General features: G+C 61.7%; 16 protein-coding genes. 9 read left to right on the plus strand and 7 right to left on the minus strand.

Going from position 1 to position 19517, the window contains the following annotated elements; translation table 11 throughout:
- The first annotated feature begins 156 nt into the window (after window positions 1-156).
- The 4 genes from E5673_RS18465 to E5673_RS18480 are packed head-to-tail and all read left to right on the plus strand — an operon-like array spanning window position 157 to window position 3944.
- A complete protein-coding gene (locus E5673_RS18465; RefSeq protein WP_136191127.1) occupies window positions 157-1071 on the plus strand; it encodes an HNH endonuclease in 915 nt (304 codons plus the stop codon).
- Window positions 1068-2810 (plus strand): class I SAM-dependent methyltransferase, encoded by a 1743-nt coding sequence (locus tag E5673_RS18470; protein ID WP_136191128.1) that lies wholly within the window; start codon window positions 1068-1070, stop codon window positions 2808-2810. The genes E5673_RS18465 and E5673_RS18470 overlap by 4 nt, the downstream gene beginning before the upstream one ends.
- Window positions 2783-3670: a DNA/RNA non-specific endonuclease gene (locus tag E5673_RS18475; protein WP_168711673.1), complete on the plus strand. Its 888-nt coding sequence runs from the start codon at window positions 2783-2785 to the stop codon at window positions 3668-3670. The genes E5673_RS18470 and E5673_RS18475 overlap by 28 nt, the downstream gene beginning before the upstream one ends.
- A gap of 22 nt (window positions 3671-3692) precedes the next feature.
- The gene (locus E5673_RS18480) at window positions 3693-3944 is read left to right on the plus strand and encodes a hypothetical protein (RefSeq protein ID WP_136191130.1); all 252 of its coding nucleotides are present in this window, start codon (window positions 3693-3695) and stop codon (window positions 3942-3944) included.
- 13 nt (window positions 3945-3957) lie between these two features.
- On the opposite strand, the gene E5673_RS20190 is transcribed toward E5673_RS18480, so the two are convergent.
- Together E5673_RS20190 and E5673_RS20195 are read right to left on the minus strand one after the other, a co-directional pair.
- Window positions 3958-4086 (minus strand): hypothetical protein, encoded by a 129-nt coding sequence (locus tag E5673_RS20190; protein ID WP_281727874.1) that lies wholly within the window; start codon window positions 4084-4086, stop codon window positions 3958-3960.
- Between the two features lie 9 nt (window positions 4087-4095).
- Window positions 4096-4374, minus strand: coding sequence for an excalibur calcium-binding domain-containing protein (locus tag E5673_RS20195; protein WP_210731775.1), 279 nt, complete (start codon window positions 4372-4374; stop codon window positions 4096-4098).
- Between the two features lie 181 nt (window positions 4375-4555).
- Here E5673_RS20195 and E5673_RS18490 point away from each other — a divergent pair, with 181 nt between their 5' ends.
- Window positions 4556-4981: a hypothetical protein gene (locus tag E5673_RS18490; protein WP_136191131.1), complete on the plus strand. Its 426-nt coding sequence runs from the start codon at window positions 4556-4558 to the stop codon at window positions 4979-4981.
- A gap of 258 nt (window positions 4982-5239) precedes the next feature.
- Here the strand turns inward: E5673_RS18490 and E5673_RS18495 are convergent, their stop codons facing one another.
- Entirely contained in the window at window positions 5240-5713 is a 474-nt protein-coding gene (locus E5673_RS18495; protein WP_136191132.1) for a hypothetical protein, read from the minus strand.
- A 609-nt stretch (window positions 5714-6322) separates the two neighbouring features.
- On the opposite strand from E5673_RS18495, the gene E5673_RS18500 reads away from it, so the two are divergent.
- Together E5673_RS18500 and E5673_RS18505 are read left to right on the plus strand one after the other, a co-directional pair.
- Window positions 6323-8824 (plus strand): TonB-dependent receptor, encoded by a 2502-nt coding sequence (locus tag E5673_RS18500; protein ID WP_247599475.1) that lies wholly within the window; start codon window positions 6323-6325, stop codon window positions 8822-8824.
- A gap of 228 nt (window positions 8825-9052) precedes the next feature.
- On the plus strand, window positions 9053-9928 hold the full coding sequence (locus tag E5673_RS18505; protein WP_136191134.1) for a transglutaminase family protein: 876 nt from the start codon (window positions 9053-9055) through the stop codon (window positions 9926-9928).
- Between the two features lie 162 nt (window positions 9929-10090).
- Here E5673_RS18505 and E5673_RS18510 read toward each other — a convergent pair whose 3' ends face one another.
- From E5673_RS18510 to def, 3 genes are read right to left on the minus strand one after another with little or no spacing between them, the layout of a single operon-like run.
- On the minus strand, window positions 10091-10945 hold the full coding sequence (locus E5673_RS18510) for a TauD/TfdA family dioxygenase (RefSeq protein WP_247599476.1): 855 nt from the start codon (window positions 10943-10945) through the stop codon (window positions 10091-10093).
- Window positions 10942-12237, minus strand: a complete 1296-nt coding sequence (locus tag E5673_RS18515) for an APC family permease (protein WP_168711674.1) — start codon at window positions 12235-12237, stop codon at window positions 10942-10944. The genes E5673_RS18510 and E5673_RS18515 overlap by 4 nt, the downstream gene beginning before the upstream one ends.
- Window positions 12234-12761, minus strand: coding sequence for a peptide deformylase (gene def, locus E5673_RS18520; RefSeq protein ID WP_281727875.1), 528 nt, complete (start codon window positions 12759-12761; stop codon window positions 12234-12236). The genes E5673_RS18515 and def overlap by 4 nt, the downstream gene beginning before the upstream one ends.
- 224 nt (window positions 12762-12985) lie before the next feature.
- Here def and E5673_RS18525 point away from each other — a divergent pair, with 224 nt between their 5' ends.
- Window positions 12986-15379, plus strand: a complete 2394-nt coding sequence (locus E5673_RS18525; RefSeq protein WP_247599477.1) for a TonB-dependent receptor — start codon at window positions 12986-12988, stop codon at window positions 15377-15379.
- 139 nt (window positions 15380-15518) lie between these two features.
- On the opposite strand, the gene E5673_RS18530 is transcribed toward E5673_RS18525, so the two are convergent.
- Window positions 15519-17060 carry an alkaline phosphatase D family protein gene (locus E5673_RS18530; RefSeq protein WP_168711675.1) on the minus strand — a complete coding sequence of 514 codons (1542 nt, stop codon included), beginning with the start codon at window positions 17058-17060 and terminating at the stop codon, window positions 15519-15521.
- Window positions 17061-17208: 148 nt separating this feature from the next.
- Between E5673_RS18530 and E5673_RS18535 the strand changes: the two genes are divergently transcribed.
- Entirely contained in the window at window positions 17209-19497 is a 2289-nt protein-coding gene (locus E5673_RS18535) for a TonB-dependent receptor (protein ID WP_136191139.1), read from the plus strand.
- Window positions 19498-19517 lie beyond the last annotated feature (20 nt).

The raw sequence follows: 19517 nt of genomic DNA on the forward strand, positions 1-19517 counted from the left end.
GACCCAGACCCGGACGTTCGAGGCAGCATCTGCACTCCCCGAAAGCGGCCATTCGTTCAGCAGCAACATGTTCCATGATCGCTGACCGTTGAACGTTGAACGTTGAACGTTGTCAGCAAGGTTGCTCCAACCCGAGAACCGCGTCACGATCCTGGCATGAAGGGTGTGTTCGAAATCAGCGGTGCATCGCGCTATGACGACCTGATCGCGGAGCGGTACCATTTCCCACGCATTTACCTCCGCGCAGCCGAGGCATGCGTCGGCGATTGGATTATTTACCGCGAAACTGGCTCGGTGGGTGGGCGCAAGGCCTATGTGGCGGCCGGCCTGATGCACAGCATCGACCCCGATCCCGCCGACCGCACGCTCTTCTATGCCCGCATCAGTGACTTCATCGAGTTCGATCGTCCCGTGCCGTATCGCGATCCGGACGGCCGCTTTCTTGAGCGTATGCTGCGCGAGCTGGACAACCCTGCCATCGCTGGTCGGACGCTACGTGGTCGGTCGGTTCGCGCCATTGATGATGCTGACTTTGCTGCCATCGTAAACGCTGGGTTGGTCGACACGCTATCGCCCGAACACGCGATCCGGCTTGAACTCGATCCCCTCCACATCGACGCCTCCACGGCCGCATTGCTGGCCTCACCGCCCGACGAGCGGCGCGTGGCGCAGCTACTGGTCAACCGCAAGGTGCGCAGCGCCGCCTTCCGTGGCCATGTGCTCGACGCATATGACAACCGTTGCGCGGTGACGGGGCTGCGTATGGTCAATGGTGGCGGAAAGGCCGAAGCTCAGGCCGCACATATCTGGAGCGTCGCCGATGGCGGGCCGGACGTCGTGCAGAACGGTATCGCTCTGTCCGCGACCGCGCACTGGTTGTTCGACCGTCACCTCATCAGCCTCGACGATGAGTGTCGGCTGCTGGTGTCGCACAACAAGGTGCCGTCTGAGCTCATTCGGCTGTTCCCACAACCTGGCGAGCGCGTTCGCCTGCCGGTCGATCCACGGCTCCACCCGCGCCCCGACTATGTCGTCCGGCACCGTGCCCGTTTCGCGGGCCTCGACGCTTGAACAACTACCTAGACGTCGTTGCTGCCTATGACGGTCAAGCCGACATGCTAGCCGAGCGGTACGAGGCGGTATCATCAGAGCGTATGCTGGCGGTGGTTTTGCCGATCATCCCGGACGGCAGCGACAGCAAGCTGGCGCTCGACGTCGGCGCCGGCACAGGACGCGACGCGGCCTGGCTGACCTCACGCGGCTACGAGGTTGTGGCGGCCGAGCCTGCTGCAGGTATGCGCAGGATCGCAGCCGAGAAGCATAGAAACCACGGCGTAAGGTGGGTGAACGATACCCTGCCCTCGCTCGACCATGTCCATGGGCTTGGGCTTGCCTACGATCTCGTGCTGCTGTCAGCCGTCTGGCAGCACGTCGCGCCCGCCGATCGGCCCCGTACCTTCCGCAAACTCGCCACGCTGTTGAAGCCGGGCGGCATTCTGGTGATGACGCTGCGCCATGGTCCCGCCCCGTCCGTTATGCAGATGCATCCGACCTCAACCGCCGAGATCGAGGGACTGGCCCGGGCGCACGGGCTGGAGGTGTTACGGGTTGCGACCTCCAGCGATCAGGGCGGACGCGCCGGTGTGACATGGGACGTTATAGCGCTCCGCATGCCCGATGACGGCACCGGCGCGCTCCCACTGGTGCGCGGGATCGTCCTGTCCGACGAGAAGTCGTCCACCTACAAGCTGGCGCTGCTCCGCGCCGTGGCACGCATCGCCGAGTATGCGCCTGCTGCGGCGGCTCCGGCGCCGGAAGGTCGCGATGCAGTCGAGGTGCCACTGGGTCTGGTCGCACTGAACTGGCTGAGAATGTACCTGCCGCTGGTGCGAGCCGGACTTCCGCAAATGCCGGGCAACATCGGCACCGACCGGCTAGGCTTTGCCAAGGATGGCTTCGAAGCGCTGCTGGCGCTTGGCACCGCACCGATCGAGCTACGTGTCGGGGCTTCGTTCACCGGTGAGCAGGCCCATGCCGTCGCGTCCGCTCTCTCCCGAGCCGCCCACACGATCGCCAAGATGCCAGCGACCTTTACCCGCTATCCAAACAGTGACACGCATGTGTTCGGCGTCACGCGCGCGCGGCGGGGCGGTGCATCCGCAACCGTGCTCGACCTCGAGACGCTACGCGGCTGGGGGCTGATCGAGGTGCCGGGCCACTTGTGGCGAGCCATGTCGCGCTTTGGGTCTTGGATCGAACCCATGCTGGTGACCGAATGGTCGCGCCTGACCCGCGCCTATGCCGACCGCATGGGTCTGGCGGTCGCTCCCGGTACTGCAGAAGCGGCACTGGCCTGGGTGGAACCGGTCCGCACTACCGCTCTTAGCCGCGAGGTCGCCCAGCGGCTCCTCGCTCGCGGGCAGCCGATGGAATGCGTCTGGACGGGACGACCGCTCAAGCCGGACAGCTTCGACATTGACCACTGCCTGCCATGGTCGGTCTGGCCATGCGGTGATCTGTGGAACCTGATGCCGGCGCATACCCGGGTGAACCAGCACGAAAAGCGCGACCAGTTGCCGTCGGCCGTGGCGATGGCGAACGCCCGGAATCGCATCATCTGCTGGTGGGAGGCGGCCTATCTAGAGGATGGCGCGCTCCGACCTCGCTTTCTGCGTGAGGCTGCAGCGGCACTGCCCCTGAGCGATGCCGCGAGCGGTGCGGCCGTCTACGATGCGCTGGACTGGCGACGCCTGCGGCTATGGCAGGACCAGCAGGTGCCGCAATGGACACCGGCGATGCCGGCCGGATGATCGCTGACCGCCGCTTGACACGCGCACCGATACAACACGACCAGCGCTACATGTACGCAATCAAACCGAAGGTCGGATTGAAGGGCGCTCGTGTCGTACTCGGCATGACGGCCGCCCTGCTGACTGCTACCTCGGCCTGCTCGGTTGAGACGAGAGCACCGGCGGTCCGCACCTGCACCAGCTTTTACGCCGCCAACACGACGCCGGCGCTCATCAATCCCAAGCTTGCTGTGAGCACCCGCCCCCTCTGCTTCCGCGCCTTTGCCCTTCTCCACTCGGGCGTCACCCGGACGCCGCTCTACGTCGCCGAGCACCTCACACGTACCTCGGTCGAGGCGGCACAGGCACTCGCGACCCGTGACAACCGCTTCCACCCTGAAGAGCGTCTGCCGCAGGCCGAACGCGGCGAACTTGCCGACTATCGCGGGTCCGGGTTCGACCGCGGACACATGGCGCCATCGGGCGACATGGGCGACGCCCAAGACGATTATGAGAGCTTCAGCCTCGCCAACATCGTGCCGCAGGATGGTCCTCTGAACCGGAACGGCTGGGCGGACCTCGAGGGCTATGTTCGTGATTTGACCACCAAGCTGGGCGAAACCTACGTCGTGACCGGCCCCGCCTTCGCCAGCAGCAACATCAAGCGCCTGAACGGGCGCGTGCTGGTGCCGAGCCATGTCTGGAAAGCGATTTATGTGCCGGGTCAGGGAGCGGGTGCCTGGATCGCCAGCAACGGCCCGAACGCGAAGTGGGAGGTAGTATCCATCGCAACACTGACCGCTCGCACCGGCATTAACCCCTTCCCCACGCTCGATCCCGCAGCCAAGGCCAAGGTTCCCGCGTTCCCCACCTTCGAATGACCAACCACAAAGGATCTGGCCGATGATCAAGCCGTTTGCCGATGACGAAGCCGCAACCTCGATCGGGGATCTTGCGATCGAGAACGGCACAAGCAGGGTCGCTATCTCCGGTTCGGTAGAGATCACCCGGGACCAAGCCGGGCTTGAGCGTGCCCGTGCGCTGAAGCAGCTCGCCGACGATCTTGTGGCGGAGCTGGAGGCTGGCCATGCGCCCCAGCAGGTCGCAGCCACACAGACGGCATCCGTCGATCAGGTCGCCAATCCGTTCGCCTGAGCGATGCTGCCGGCTAGAACCAGCTCGCGACCGCGCTGACGACTGACCGCAGACCCGAAGCGAGGCCCAGCAGCATCAGACTGCCGATCCCCACAACTTCGAGTTCGATAAAGGTCGGCCAGCGGAGGCGCAGTCGCGACATCACCTGCTGCTACTCGCAACCGACCCCATCATTATCGCGGTCGAGCTTGCGGCTGTAACCGGGCGCTCCCCGCATCACGGGTGCTGCGCCCGCCGCACGAGCAGCGGCACAATTCGCATAGTAGACGCTTCCGCCCGAACTGGAGGACTTGCCTGCGGAGCGCGTCGCAGACGTGCGCCGACGCGGCGTGCGCTTGGCCTGGGCCCCTTGAGCAAACGGATTATCAGTCGCCTGTGGAGACGTCGCCACCATGGGCGCGGCCGCCAGCAGCATGGACAAGAGCAGCATCTGGATCCTCCCTGTTTTCGTGATCAGTCTGGCTCGCTACGTCACGCGCGTCTAGCCTTGGCGCTGATGAGAATGTCGTGAGGCAAGCGCCTGTGACATTCTCGCTCTCGCTCGACACTGATGCTAGCCGGTGAACCTCCAGCCACAACGTGGCTGTGACATGTTTAAAGGAAGTTGTTTGATGAAGGCCGTAGTGATTGCCTCGCTTTTCATCCTACCCACCGGAGGAGTTGTGCAAGCCAAGGGCTTCCACGATAATATTTCGAGTGTCTTTCATGGAACGTGGGCACCGAGCCTCGCCGCTTGCCGCGACGCCGACGGCGTTGAAAAGCTCTCCATAGACGACGAAAGCGTGAACTACTATGAAGGTAACGATTACCTACTGCTAGGCATTGAGTTTGGTGGGGCAATGACGAAGCGTGGCGGCAGCGGTAGCCTGTTTAATGGGCGCTTTACGAGTCGCATGGAAACGAACATCCTTGGCGAACACAACATACGCATGGAGGTAGATGATGCCAATAAGAACGTTCTGTACCGCTATCCTATTGGCGAGGACGGGGAACCTATTGCATCCCACGAAGTCCGGAGTGTTCGGTGTACCGGTTAAGAATCATCTGCCTCAGCTGTTAATGGCCTAGCTGAATCAGCCAAAATTGTGCAACGACCCATAAGGCGACATTTAGAGCCGGATCACCGTTCCCCATAAACGGACACTGGTTCATCGAGACTGAATGGATAGCGCAGGGCGTTAGCGGACCGAGCCATACGAGCTAGCACCAAAGGAAACGCTATCCTTTCCAAGACAACGCTCGTCATTGCTCAAGAAACCGACCTGCAGATGATCTGCTACCTGTGGCGATCACTGTCAGGGTACGGAGATGACCTCAGTATCACCATCATGAATAGTAACCGAAGTGCGACACCCGTAGTCACCAAGGTCCAGTTCGAGCCAGGTATTAGCCACCCAAGATTTAAGCGCCTGCTCGTCGATGCCATCGGTCGGCTGCTCCAGCGTTAGCATCCGGCTGTCGCCTTCTCCCTCCCAGGTCTGGAATTGCCCGGCTTCTTCTTCTGTAATTAACGGAACCATTGCGTCTAGCATACTATTGCATTGATCGATCCCGCTCTCTTCCGGCTGCTCCGTACCCTTCGGCGTGAACGCAAAAACACGGATGGGTAGGTGATGTGTCAATCCGTCATCAGGAAAGATTATGATTTCAACATTATTTTTGATTGCTGGTGGGTCGGCAACGAGAGCAGCGAAAGCCGCCTGAAGCCCCACAATTCGTGAGTTAAGCCGTGCCCGTAGAAAATCAGCGTAGTCAGTTCTGATTGTCATCAATCGTGCCTCCAGCCTGGCGCTGCTTCATCAGAGATTGGACGATCCTCGCGCAAGCGGCGTTCAGCCCGCTTACCCTCTGCGCCGGCCGTGACCCATACCCGGACCTTCGCACCTACTTAGCCAGCGCCCAACTTGTGCCATTCGTTCATCGGATTAAGCTCATTTGACTGTCCACACGGCAGGCCAATAAGCCCCCCAAAGTGCGGTAAAAATGCAACATTGTTGCAGAAGCGTGACCGATGAACAATTTTATGATTGCTAGAACATGCCCGTTGTGGCCGTTTGTTGCACGATGACGATGCAGCGAAACGACACCGTCACGACTTCGCAGGGCTGATCAAAAAGCGTTTTCGATACGCCGAAATTAATCGACGATCGGGGGCGGGAACATCTGGAGAAGGCTCTTGAAGGGCCGGGTTTCTTATGGGGTTTCAGATGATCAGATACACGACTTCGACCGTCGCTTTGGCGGTTGCATTGCTATCAGGCTCCACGGCCTTTGCGGCCCGATCTGGTACTGGTCAGGATGCCGCGACAGCCTCTGCCCAAGATCCAACACTGCAGGCGGTAGCGCCCGCTGAGGCCGAACCAACGAGTGAAATCCTCGTGCTCGGTACTCGCCGTACTGACCGTACGCTCGCCAACTCGCCGTCGCCGGTCGACATCATCAGTTCGGCAGATCTTACGACGCAACCTGCCGCCAACATGATCGATGCGCTCAAGAACATCGTTCCGTCCTTCTACGCGGGTCAGAACTCAATCTCGGATGCGTCGACCTTCGTTCGCTCGCCGTCCCTTCGCGGCCTATCAGGCGATCAGGTTCTCGTGATGCTGAACGGCAAGCGGTACAACCGGTCTGCGCTGGTGCAGGTTTACGGCGGCAGCGACACCGGTCTCGGCCGCGGTGCGCAGGGACCCGACATCTCCGCGATCCCGTCACTTGCGATCGGCAACCTCCAGGTGCTACGCGAAGGCGCGACTGCTCAATACGGCTCCGACGCCATCGCCGGCGTGCTCAACTATGGGCTTCGCGAGGATCAGGGAATCGAACTGGTCGGTCGCGCAGGCCAATATTATGCTGGCGACGGCGAAAGCTATCAGATCGCCGGGAATGCCGGACTGAAGGGTGATTGGGGCTTCATCAACGCCACCGGGGAGTATGTCGACGAAGGGCAGACCAGTCGTGGTCGACAGCGTCCATCGGCAGCGAATTTCGCGCAGAACTTTCCGGCGCTCGCCTCGCAGCTGCCAAACTACCCGCTCCCCGTGCAGATCTGGGGCAACTCGCCCTCGCACGGCTTCAAGTCGGTGCTGAACGCCGCGCTCAACGTGACCGCGGACAGCAAGCTCTACTTCTTCGGCAACTATGCGCAAAGCAAGGGCAACCAGAGCTTCAACTACCGTCCGTCCGTCTCCAGCACCGCGGTCGACACGAACGGCGTGGTGCGCAATCAGGGCGCCAACGGCGCGTTCAACAACACATTCTTCCTGACCCCCTGCCCGGCTGGCAACGCGACCTGTCCGACCGGAGGCTTCGTCCGGGATGGCAACACGTTCCGGTATAGCCAGCTCTACCCCGCGGGTTTCACCCCCCGCTTCGTCGGCAAGACGCAGGAACTCTACGGCGTGCTCGGCTACAAAGGCACGGCTGGCGACTTCACATACGATCTTTCCGGCACGCTCGCTCGGAACAAGCTGTCGCTGTCGATGTATAATTCGGCGAACTTTTCCTACGGTCCAGCGACGGAGACGAGCTTCGACTTCGGCGATCTGATCCAGAAAGAAGTCAATTTCAACGCCGACTTCACCTATGCCGCAGACCTCGGTCTCGCTGCCCCGCTTACCGTCTCGGCTGGCGGCGAATTCCGTAAGGAAACCTACGAGCAGACTGCCGGCGACCTGCAATCCTATAGTGCCGGCCCATATGCCGTCGCCCAGCAGCTCTATACCCTGACTGCACCAGGCGTTTACACGCCATCGGGTGCGACCGCCGCGCAAGGCGTGGGCGCCAGCGGCTATGCCGGCACGAGCCCGGCAACCGCAGGCAAGTTCAGCCAGAAGGCCTATGCCGCCTATATTGGCCTGGAGACCGATCTCACCGAGGCGCTGACCGTCGGCGCAGCGGGCCGATACGAGCATTACAACACGTTCGGCGATGCCTGGGTCGGCAAGGTCAACGCACTCTACAAGTTCGTGGAGGGCTTCTCGGTTCGCGGCAGCTTCGGCACCGGGTTCCACGCACCCTCGCCGGGTCAGTCGAACGTCTCGATCGTCACCACGTCGTTCAACAATGGTGTCGCTTTCCAAGCCGGAACGTACCCGACGAATACCGCGGTCGCACAATATTACGGGGCAACCAACCTGTCGCCGGAGAAGTCGACCAACTACGGTCTGGGCGTCATCCTCGAACCGGTTCGCGGCATGACCATCACGGTCGACGGGTACCGCATCAATCTGCGCAACCGCATCGGCCTGACGTCGCCGTTCATCGTCACGGCAGCGGACCTCGCGGCGCAACCTGCGCTGCTGCCGGTCGGCATCGGCGGTCAGGTTCAGTACTTCACCAACGGCTTTAAGACCCGTACGCAGGGTATTGATGTCGTCGGGACGTACCGGACGAAGCTGAGCGACGCGCTGCTCAATTTCTCGCTGGCCTACAATTACAACGACACCAAGGTTACCGATTACGACGCCCGGATCATCAGCGTCGCCCAGCTCATCGACGCTGAAAATCTCGCGCCGAAGCACCGCGTCGTGTTCAATGCGAACTGGTCCCTCGACAACCTTAGCTTCAACGTTCGCGAGAATTATTACAGCTCGTTCACAAGTGCACAGGATTACGGCCAGACCAACGGCGTCGCGAACCAGACTTTTGGCGGCAAGTTCACCACGGATCTGGAACTGAGCTACACCTTCAAATACTTCACCCTGTCCGTCGGCGCTCAGAACTTCACCGACGAGCATCCTGATCGGCTGTCGCCCAACTCAACGGTACAGATCTATCCGCTCACCGGTGGCACGTCGGATGGTCAGGTTTATCCACGTAACGGCGGTCCATTCGGCTTCAACGGAGGTTTCTACTACACTCGTCTACGCGTGAAAATCTGAGATGTCGTGGGGGCGCGACTGCGTCCCCACGATTGTACTCCGTGACGTAGCATGTTGACTGGACTCACTCGTCAGGGCCCAGATCATCCACGTCTCGCGCAAGACCCGCTCAGACGAACATGAGCTCATTACCCAGGAACAGGCAACCACTGAGCCCGCCGCTGGTTTATGGTAAACATCAACGGCGGCCGGTCCGGTTCATCGCGGGTACTTTCTCGACGAGGCACTATGCTCATCCACGCTGGCTATACCCTGACCTTTGACTGCAATGCCCCGACGCCGGTTATTGCTATGCTCAATCTCCACCCTTCGCGACTGGCAGATTTGCGATCACCCTACGAAACGTTCATCGGCGCGGCGACCGATCGGGAAGATTACCGTGATGCGTTCGGTAATATCTGCACCCGCCTGATGCTGCCAACTGGCACGACGACACTGTCCTGCGACTTCGTCATTGAGGATAGTGGCAAACCCGATCCGCAATATCCCGCTGACCAAAAACCGATTGAGGCACTCCCGGCCGAGGTACTGACTTATCTATTGGGCAGTCGCTATTGCGACACGGACCGTCTGACGACAGAGGCTTGGCGTCTGTTTGGCGGAACCGCACCTGGGGCGCCGCGCGTCCACGCGATCGTCGACTTCGTTCACCAGCATATCACCTACGGGTACTGCTACGCTCGCGCTACGAGGACTGCTTATGAGGCTTATGAGGAACGGGTCGGTGTCTGTCGCGACTTCGCACATCTCGCAGTCACCCTGTGCCGCTGCATGAATATCCCGGCGCGCTATTGCAGCGGCTACCTCGGCGACATCGGCGTACCGCCCGTTGACGTCGCAATGGATTTCCATGCCTGGTTCGAGGTGTATCTCGGTAATTCGTGGCACGCATACGATGCACGGCATCGCATCCCGCGCACCGGCCGAATCTTAATGGCAGTAGGCCGCGACGCGGCCGATACCGCCCTCACCACCGCCTTTGGCTGGGCGCAACTCATCCGCTTTGATGTTCACACGGTCGAAAGGTCTCAGCCTCCCCCGCGAATTGTATCTCATCGGGCTCCCTTCCTGCCGCACGATGGCATTCTGGAACTAGTCGTCTAGTCTAGCGAACCTACTACCCCTTTCTCTCTACTTGTTGGACTAGTTAACCCATAACCGCGAATTTCACCACTCTTCGATGCCCACATCAGACGCCTATTTATCTTTGCAGTTCAATTACTTGCAAACGTTGACGCAGCGATGCTCGTATTGGCCAAGAAGCGTTTACACTGGAATGTCACCGCGTATCGTCACGCGTTCCATCCTGCGCCGCGCAGGCCAATAGTCTGCGACGGGATAGTGCTGCGTCGCCCGATTGTCCCAGATGACGACCGCGTTCGCCGACCATCTGAAGCGAACCTGATATTCGGGCACCTTGAACCGATCGAGCAGATACCCGAGCAATTCTGCACTCTCCGCCTCATCCATCCCGTCGATCTGACTGGTGAAGCTCGCGTTGACGAACAGGACCTTCTCACCCGTTTCGGGATGCACGCGGACGATTGGATGGTGCTGAGGCGGATAGTCCTGAGCGAACGCCGCCCGTTGCTCGGGCGCGATCCGGTCTCCGAAATCGAAGAGCAGGTCATGCGTAGCGGTCAGCCCTGCGATCCGGGATTTCACGTCATCGGGAAGCCCAGCGTAGACAGCGGCGGCATCGGCCCACAACGTATCCCCACCAATCTCCGGGATCTCACGGGCGCGCAACACCGCCCCCATCGAGGGTGCGGCGCGGAAGGTTACGTCCGCATGCCACTTGTCGAGCGTCTGGAAGCGCTGGTTGCCGGCGTTGTCCTCGACGCGTTCCTCCGAACCGCGAATGTCGAGGATCTCGGGATATCCCGGTACATGCTTGATGACCGGATGCCCTTCGAGGTCACCCCACACCCTGGCCAACGTCAGATGCTGCTCGTGGGTAAGATCGAGATCCCGAAAGAACAGGACTTTGTAGTGCAGCAGCAGATTACGAAGAGTCGCCGCCACTTGGGCATTGATCGATCCGTCGATGCGGAAGCCGGAGATCTCCGCACCCAGGACCGGACCGGATGGCGCAATCGATAGACCCGTAGTGTCGGTCACACCCGCTGGAACCAGCGTTTCCCGTTCGATATCAGCCAAAGCAATCCTCCAACGATGATCAGAACACCCAGCCGCGCAAGCTCGGCCGATGCCACAGCGAGCAGCGCCCCACACACCAGGATCACGCAGGTGGCGACTGCCGCTCCAAGGGGCAAGTGAAAGCGCGCTTCCGGAATGCCGGGCTGGCGACGAAGGCGCAGCAGCGCCGCGGCGCACCCCATGAAGATCAGCAACCGCGATGCGCTTGACGCAGCGATGCCCGTGACGAAATCGCCTCCGAGCGCCAGAAAAACGGCGACGATGCCCGTCGTCACGATGGCCACGTCCGGCGTCCCCCTGCCTGACGCGATGCGGCCGAATATCGCCGACAATTGGCGGCTTTCCGACAGAGCGAGCATAAGGCGCGGCGCCGTGATCCATTGGCTGACGAGCGTACCGAGCACGATCACCGCCGCTGCAAGCTCGGCGCCACGCGCGACCTCGCTCCCAAACAGACGACCGAGCAGATCTCCGACAGGACGCTCGCTCAGCGCGAGGTTCGGCACGCCGCGCCAGCATGCGGCGATCACGCCTGCATACAGCGCGGTGACCACCGCCATACCGGCAAGCAGGGCGAACGGAACTGCGCGGCGCGCGTCTACCACCTCACCTGCGACCGCGGTTGGTCGTTCGAACCCGACGAATGCGAAGAACATCAGGATCAGCGCCGTTACGGGCTGTGCAGCTGTAGAGGGTAAGGTAGCGGGAGCCGCTGATGTGGTAAGGCCAGCGATGGCCACCCCCGCCAGCAAACCGAGCTTGAGGACGGTCAACGCACCGCTCGCGATTGCCGAGCGCCCCATGCCTGCACAGGTCAGGACGGTCAGTCCCAGTCCCGTACCGACCACTATCATGGTGTGTGCGTCAGGTGCCACCATGGTCGCGAAGAGGTTGAGCAAAGACGCTGCAGCCAAGACGGTCGCCGCCCACAAGAGCCAGCCTGCCGCGAACCCCGCGACCGGACCGAAGGCCGCCGTGCAATATTCGACAGGGCCCCCGCTTCCGTCCATGCGGCTGCCAAGCTCCGCAAGGCATAGCGCGGCCGCTAACGCGAGGATGGCTGCACCGGCTACGACCAAACCGGTGGAGGCGCCGGCAAGCGCGTAGACCTTGCCTGGCAGTCCGAGGATTCCTGCGCCGACGACGCAATTAATCGTAAGCGCCGTCAGCCCCCACCGCCCGAGCGAGCGAACGAGACCGACCCGGTCTGGACTGACGACCTCATTCGCGTCTTTCGAACCCGGTCTTATCACCGATCCGTCTCGAGCGCGGCCAGGTCGCTGTCGGGGAACAAAGCGTCGATGAACCCGAATTTCGTCATGTCGGCAATCCGCTGCGGATACAGCACGCCGTTCAGGTGATCGAGCTCGTGCTGGACGACCCGTGCGTGAAAACTCCGGGCCTCTCGTACGAGCTCGCGACCGTCCTCGCCGATGCCATGGTAACGAATGTGCGTCGAGCGGGGCACCGATCCTCGCAGGCCCGGGATCGAAAGGCATCCCTCCCACCCCTCTTCGGTCTCATCGGTCAGGATGTCGACCTGCGGGTTGATCAACGTGGTCTTCGGCACCGGTGGTTCGTTTGGATAGCGCGGGTTGTCGTCGAAGCCAAAGACCATGACGCGCAGCTCAACCCCGATCTGCGGCGCTGCCAGGCCGACGCCGTTTGCCGCAGCCATCGTATCGTGCATGTCAGCAATAAGCTTTCTCAACTTCGGGTCGGCGAGGTCGACCACCGGCCGCGCAATGCGGAGAAGGAGCGGATCCCCCATCTTCAAGATCGGCCTGATCACAGCAACACCACCAGCTTGGTGACCATCTCTCAGCCCTCACCCACTCGATTGCCTACAACCTGATTTGCAGGATGAAAATCATGCCATGCCAGGCACCGAAAGCCGAGCGATGCAGCGCAAAACAAAAGCTCTGTCCACAATCCCCACTGTCAGCATAGGGATATCGCCATACAGGGCAAGCGCGGCAAACGCTGACATAAAGGGGTATCATGGCAGCACATCCGTCGTCGACGACGCGCGCGCTCTCGGCGCTTGCATTGATTGCAGGCATGGCAGCTTCGCCAGTTACCGCGCAGTCGATCGCGCAGTCGCCCAACGCGGCTGAAGCCGCCCCTACGGACGACGTCGGCGAGATCACGGTCACCGCTCGCCGCCGGGAAGAGAGTCTGCTGACCACGCCGGTTTCCGCGACGGTCCTGTCGGGCAGGAACCTCGTCCAGCAGAACATCCGCAACTTCCAGGATCTGCGCGGCGCCGTGTCCAATCTCGAACTGGTACCCCTGTTGTCCGGCGGCACGAGCTTTACCATTCGCGGGATCGGACAGACCTTCAATCAGGTCAATTCGGACACAAAGGCCGGCTTCTACGTCGACGAGATGTACGTCAGCCGGCAAGAAGGCAACGACCTTTACTTCTACGACGTCGCGTCGCTGCAGGTCCTAAAAGGCCCGCAGGGAACGCTGTTTGGTAAGAACACGACGGCAGGCGCGGTGTTGCTCACGACGCAGCGTCCGACCGATCGGTTTGAAGGCTATGCGCAGGTCCGCGCTGGCAGCTTCAGGCGGATCGATACCGAGGGTGCGCTCAACGTGCCGCTGACCGATGGTATCTATGCCCGGGCAAGCTTTCGCACGCAGAGCGTACGCGGCTATATCAAGCACGTTCTGGACGACGACCGCAGCGGGAACGTCAACAATCAGTCGGGCCGCCTTCAGCTGCGTGTCGACAAGGGCGGGCCCCTCACGATCGATCTGCTCGGCGAGTATAACCGGTCGAAGACCGATGGCGGCGCGACCATACCCGTTGGCTGCCTTTCCACGGCGGGATACATTCAAAACTACGATGCCCTGCACGCCGTCCCCTATTGCACGGCCTATCCCGTGTTGGGGAAGGACTACACCGTCTATGGCGGCGCCACTCTCCTTGCGCCAACGAGCGCGGCCGTGACAGACATCGCGCGCGGTGGCGATGCAGGCGGTATCTCTCGTTATGCGGGCCGTGGCCCCTTCAACGACACCGACGCAACGACACTAAACGGCCGTCTCGGATATGATCTGGGCGGCGGCATCGCCCTGCATTCGATCACCGCGTATCGCCGCTCGCACGCCCAGTTCTACACGCCAGTGAACGACGCCCCGAATGACATCTACGCGGAGTATGATGACACTCGCAGCACGCAGTTCACGCAGGAGCTTACGATCGGGGGCACCATCCTGGACGACCGCCTGACGTTTCTCGCGGGCGCCTTCTATTTCCAGCAGAAGACGGACTTCCTCCAGGATACCGGACCCGACTGGATCGATCCGCTTGGCTACGTCTACGACGCCTCGCTCAAGTATCGCAGCTACGCAGCCTTCGCGCAGGCGTCGTACAAGATCACGCCGAAACTTGAGGCCACTCTCGGCGGGCGTTACACCTATGATCGCAAAACGGGCTCCAGCTACGTCTTCTTCGCCGGCCGGGAGAACACGTTTTTCTACAACGGCGTGCCGACGCAGTGCGGCTATTTCAACGGCGACTTTCTCGGAGGCATCGCCGACTGCGGTGGTGCCCCATTCACTGCGCGCGATACCGATCACTGGGACGGCTTCGATCCGAAGCTTCAGCTTTCCTATCGCTGGTCCGACACGGTGTTCACCTATCTGACTGCCGCACAGGGCTACAATTCCGGCGGCTTCAACCAGCAATTGGGCGGCCCTTCAGCCGACGGACGCTTCCCGTCTTCCTACGACCCCGAAAAGCTGTGGTCGTACGAAGCCGGCGTGAAGCTCGACCTTCTCGACCGGCGGGCGGTGATCAACCTCTCTGGCTTCTATCAGAAGTACACCGACATCCAGGCGAGCGTGAACGTCCTGGTCGGCAACGTCTCTACGCGCCAGGTTCAGAGCGCGGCGTCTGCTCACGAGGCAGGGTTCGAAGGCGAATTCGTGCTGCGGCCGGTGCGGGATCTGACGGTACGGGGCAACGTCTCGTATCTGACGCAGGGCTATGACAGCATTCGCCCGAACGCCGTAACGCTAACGCTCGATACGCCGGTCAATTCCGCACCGAAATACACATACAGCGCGGCCGTAGCCTATGATCTGCATGTTGGAGGTGGGCTTGTGACACCCAGTGTCGACGTCCGCGGTGTCGGCAAGAAGCCCGCGTGCCAGTCAGGGGCCGACTATGTTTGCCGCTTGCCGGCTTATGCCCTGGTTGGATTCCGGCTCGACTATTCGCCTAACGCTGACGGGCGCTGGCGGATCGGCGTTTACGGTACCAACGTCTTGGACAAGGTGACGCAGCAGGCCCGTACGGGGTATTTCGGCGGCTTTGGCATCGACCGTTACACACCCGGTCGGCCACAGGAGTTCGGTGTCGAAAGTTCGTTGCGGTTTTAGGGGGGATATGTCGACGAGCCCGGGCCGAGCTCACCAAGAATTTGCAATGTTCCATGACCCACAAGCGGACACTCGCGGCGTCATTGCCGCTTCTCCCAACCGGACGCTTGTTCATCTTGCTACCGCCACGCGGCAGAAACTAATCCCTTTCCATCCTTCGCGAGCCTGATTGCGTCGTGAACGTGCCCAATGATCGTATTGCGCTGCCAGCATCCGCTCGGTCGACAATGATCCGCATATCGACGCGTAGCTTGTAGTGGTCGAAATCTAGCTTCGCCCAACCTGCCTGCTCGACGTCGTGAAAACGAACATGCGGATTGTTGCGATCGACGTCGCCGAACCGGCCGACTGGCGGCGACGCGGCCGCTAGGGCCGACGTGACAATCTCGCTTCCGATTGCCGAACCGCTCGGACCATCAAGATCATTCACCCAGAAGGAGTGCACGTCGCCGCTCAACACAATCGGATTCCGTACGGCCGGGCGCGTCATCGCGTGCAGCACCCGGTTGCGGTTCGCCACATAGCCATCCCACTGATCGCTGAACGTCGACCGATGCGCGCCGTCGAGCCAAAGCGGAGCAAAAAACACCTGTTGCGCGACAATCGTCCAGGGACGCATCTCGCCCGCCAGACGGTCGGATAGCCAACGTTCCTGCGCGTCGCCCATGATCGTGCGAGACGGCGCTGCGGCTTCTGCACAGTCAATTAGCCGCACGTTTCGCGCAACGTTTGGCGCAGCACAGGGCGGCGAGCTACGATATTGGCGCGTATCCAGCACCGACAGTGACGCGAGGTCCGCCCAGTCGACCGCGCGATACAGGTGGGCCTCACGCCGTCCGCGCCACAGGCTTGGGCGGATCGGCATATGTTCAAAATATGCCTGGTACGCCGCAGCACGCCGGGCAGCGAACACCGCCGGCGGTAGGCCCTCGCGATTGGCGAGCCCGGCATAATCGTTCAGCACCTCGTGATCGTCCCACGTCACCACCCACGGGCAGGCTCGATGGGCCAACTGCAGGTCCGGATCTGTCTTGTAGAGCGCATGGCGTCGTCGATAGCCCTCAACGTCGCGCGGCTCAGGCGCGCCGAAATCGCGGACGCGCGGTACGTCGGGATAGCTTTGTTCGTAGATATAATCGCCGAGTTGCAGGATCAGGTCGGGCTCGGCAGTGACGATATCGCGGTAGACACCGAACCGCGCCTGCTCCCAGTGCTGGCATGACGTCACGGCAAGCCGCAACCGGTCCGCGACCCGCGGCACTGTCACCGCGCGACCGACCGGGCTCGTCGCGCCAAGCGCATGAAAACGGTACCAGTAGGGGCGTCCGGCGGGCAGCCCGATAACCTCGACATGCACCGCATGCGCGCGCTCGGGGTGCGCTAGCCCCCTCCCGGTCCGCACGATCCCGCGGAACGCGGCATCCGTTGCAATCTCGTACCGCACTACGATGGCCGCCGCCTGCAACGGCTCCAACTGCGTGCCGACAAGCCGGGTCCACAGCACGAAGCCATCGGCACTGGGATCCCCGCTGGCGACACCGAGCGCGAATGGATCGGCGTAAGCCCGCGCTCCGGCATCGACGGCGATCGTCGGCAGCACCGCAAGCGATGCCATCGCGCCGATCAGCGCTCGACGATGCCAAAGGATGTCCGGACGCGCCATGATCGTAGCGCTATCCATGGCACGTGACCGGATCGTGACAATTGGCGAATTCGTCATAAATCCGTAGCGTCATCGTAATGAAAGGGTCCTGAAACCTATCTAGTCGGACGGCAACGATCACTGCTCGAGCGGTGACGCTACACAGTCTCATCAGGCGGGAACCCCAGTGATTTCGAAGACGCTTTTGCTCGCCTCGGTCAGTGCGACGCTGGCCGTCGCCAGCCCCGCCGTTGCCCAGACGTCGTCCGACGCCGCTCCCGCGCAGGACGCGCCCGACACCAACGGCGAGATCGTCGTCTACGGCACCGGAAAAGTTCGTCAGGAACAGACCGTCTCGCGCAAGGCGATCGAAATCCTCCCACCGGGCAGTTCGCCGCTCAAGGCCGTCGCCCGCCTGCCCGGCGTCGCGCTTCAGAGTTCAGATCCGTTCGGCAGCTACGAGCTCGGCACGCGCCTGTCGGTGCGCGGCTTCAATCAGAGCCAGATGGGCTACACGCTTGACGGCGTCCCCCTCGGCGACATGTTCTACAACGGGCATAATGGCCTCCACGTCAGCCGTGCGATCGCCGCTGAGAATATAGCGCGCGTTGACGTGTCGCAGGGCGCCGGCTCACTAGGCATTGCCTCGACCAGCAATCTTGGCGGCAACCTGGAATTCGTCTCGCGCGCGCCGTCACAGGTGGCAGGTGGTGAGGTCGCACTGACCTACGGTATGTACGATACCGTTCATCTGTACGGCCGTATCGACAGTGGTGAATTGTCGACGGGCACGCTGCTGTCGGTCTCGGGCGTGGTCCACGACGCCAGCAAGTGGAAGGGCTACGGCAACCAGTCGGATACCAAGGTGAACGGCAAGATCGTCCAGAAGCTTGGCGACGCAACACTGACGGGCTGGCTCAACTACTCGCTCCACAAGGAGCGGAACTATGCCGATCTGTCGCCGGCGACGCTGGGCCGGATCGGCTATGGCCTCGATTTCCTGCGGCCGGACTATGCGACCGCCATTCAGCTGTCCCAGGTGAGTGCGAACCAGACCGCGCGCGCCGCCAATCGGGCACTGCCCTTCCCGACCGCTGGCGTTGTGTTCCCGACGCCGTACACCAACGTCAACGATACCTATTACGACAGCGGCGGCGTACGTCGTGATTGGCTCGGCGCCATGACGCTCGACATGCCGATCGCAGACTGGCTCGATACGACTGCAACCTACTACCACCATTACGATAAGGGCAGTGGCGGCATCTATACCCCAGCCGTGTTCTCGCCCGACGGCTTCGCGTTGTCGGTTCGCACCACCGAATACGGCATCAAGCGCGACGGTGGCATTGCCAACGCGACGGCTCGGCTGGGTGATCACACGCTGCAGATCGGCTATTGGCATGAGGACAATCGCGCCAGCACCAACCGCAACTACTACGCAGCCAGCCTGACGAACCGTCCCGACGTGACCGACTTCCTGGCCAATCCGTTCCGCAGCGACTTCCTGACCGACCTCACCACCGTCACCAATCAGTATTTCGTCAGCGACAGCTGGAAAATCCTCGAGGCGCTTACGATTGCCGGCGGTTTCAAGGGCACGCGCGTTTCCAACGGCATCACGACCACGTTCGGCACCCCCTTCATCAACGGCAAGATCGCGGCCAAGGACTGGTTCCAGCCTCAGGTCGGCGCGACCTTCAAGCTCGGGCGGCAGGAGTTCTTCGCCAACTATGCCGAGAACATGCGCGCCTATATCAGCTCGTTCCGCGGACCCTTTGGCACGACGCAGGTCGGCTTCGAGGCGATCCGCGATACGCTGAAACCCGAAACCTCCCGTACGATCGAAGCAGGCTGGCGGTTTGATCTCGGCAAGCTGCGCGGTGTGATCGCGGGCTACGACGTTAAGTTCAAGAACCGGCTGCTCGCGGCGTTCAGCGGCGCAAACATCCTCGGCAACCCGAGCATTCTGCAAAACGTCGGTAGCGTGACCAGCCGCGGCGTCGAGATCGGCGCGACGTATCAGGTCGCCCGCCCGCTCGCTCTCATTGCTTCGTATTCGTACAACGACAGCACCTATGACGACGACACCGTCAACGGCGCCGCATTCGTGCCCACTAGGGGCGTCCGCACCGTCGATACCCCCGCGCACCTCGCCAAAGGCGAGATCAATTACGATGATGGCATGTTTTTCGGCAATGTCGCGGGCGCCTACACCTCGCGGCGCAACGTCACCTATACCGGCGACGTGACGGTCAAGGGCTACACGCTGTTCGACGCTGCTGTCGGCTATCGCTTCCCAGCGAGCAGCGCACTGGCCGGCGTTGAGATTCAGGTCAACGCGGTGAACCTGACCGACGAGAAATACATCGCGGCGCTCGGCTCGGGCCAGTTCTTCAACACTGCAGCCTCGCTCAACAACACCATGCAGGCGGGATCGCCGCGACAGGTGTTCGGCACGATCCGCCGGCGCTTTTGATGGAAACGGCATCGGAGCTC

The organism is Sphingomonas sp. PAMC26645 (assembly GCF_004795835.1).
In the GTDB taxonomy this organism is placed as follows: Bacteria; Pseudomonadota; Alphaproteobacteria; order Sphingomonadales; family Sphingomonadaceae; genus Sphingomonas.

Bases quoted from the DNA above. Each gene is read 5' to 3' on its own strand.
- E5673_RS18505 (WP_136191134.1), top strand. From the start codon at position 9,053: ATGCTCATCCACGCTGGCTATACCCTGACCTTTGACTGCAATGCCCCG.
- E5673_RS18480 (WP_136191130.1), top strand. From the start codon at position 3,693: ATGATCAAGCCGTTTGCCGATGACGAAGCCGCAACCTCGATCGGGGAT.
- E5673_RS18530 (WP_168711675.1), bottom strand. From the start codon at position 17,060: ATGGATAGCGCTACGATCATGGCGCGTCCGGACATCCTTTGGCATCGT.
- E5673_RS18525 (WP_247599477.1), top strand. From the start codon at position 12,986: ATGGCAGCACATCCGTCGTCGACGACGCGCGCGCTCTCGGCGCTTGCA.
- E5673_RS18475 (WP_168711673.1), top strand. From the start codon at position 2,783: ATGGACACCGGCGATGCCGGCCGGATGATCGCTGACCGCCGCTTGACA.
- E5673_RS20195 (WP_210731775.1), bottom strand. From the start codon at position 4,374: ATGCTGCTCTTGTCCATGCTGCTGGCGGCCGCGCCCATGGTGGCGACG.
- E5673_RS18465 (WP_136191127.1), top strand. From the start codon at position 157: ATGAAGGGTGTGTTCGAAATCAGCGGTGCATCGCGCTATGACGACCTG.
- E5673_RS18495 (WP_136191132.1), bottom strand. From the start codon at position 5,713: ATGACAATCAGAACTGACTACGCTGATTTTCTACGGGCACGGCTTAAC.
- E5673_RS18490 (WP_136191131.1), top strand. From the start codon at position 4,556: ATGAAGGCCGTAGTGATTGCCTCGCTTTTCATCCTACCCACCGGAGGA.
- E5673_RS20190 (WP_281727874.1), bottom strand. From the start codon at position 4,086: ATGTCGCGACTGCGCCTCCGCTGGCCGACCTTTATCGAACTCGAAGTT.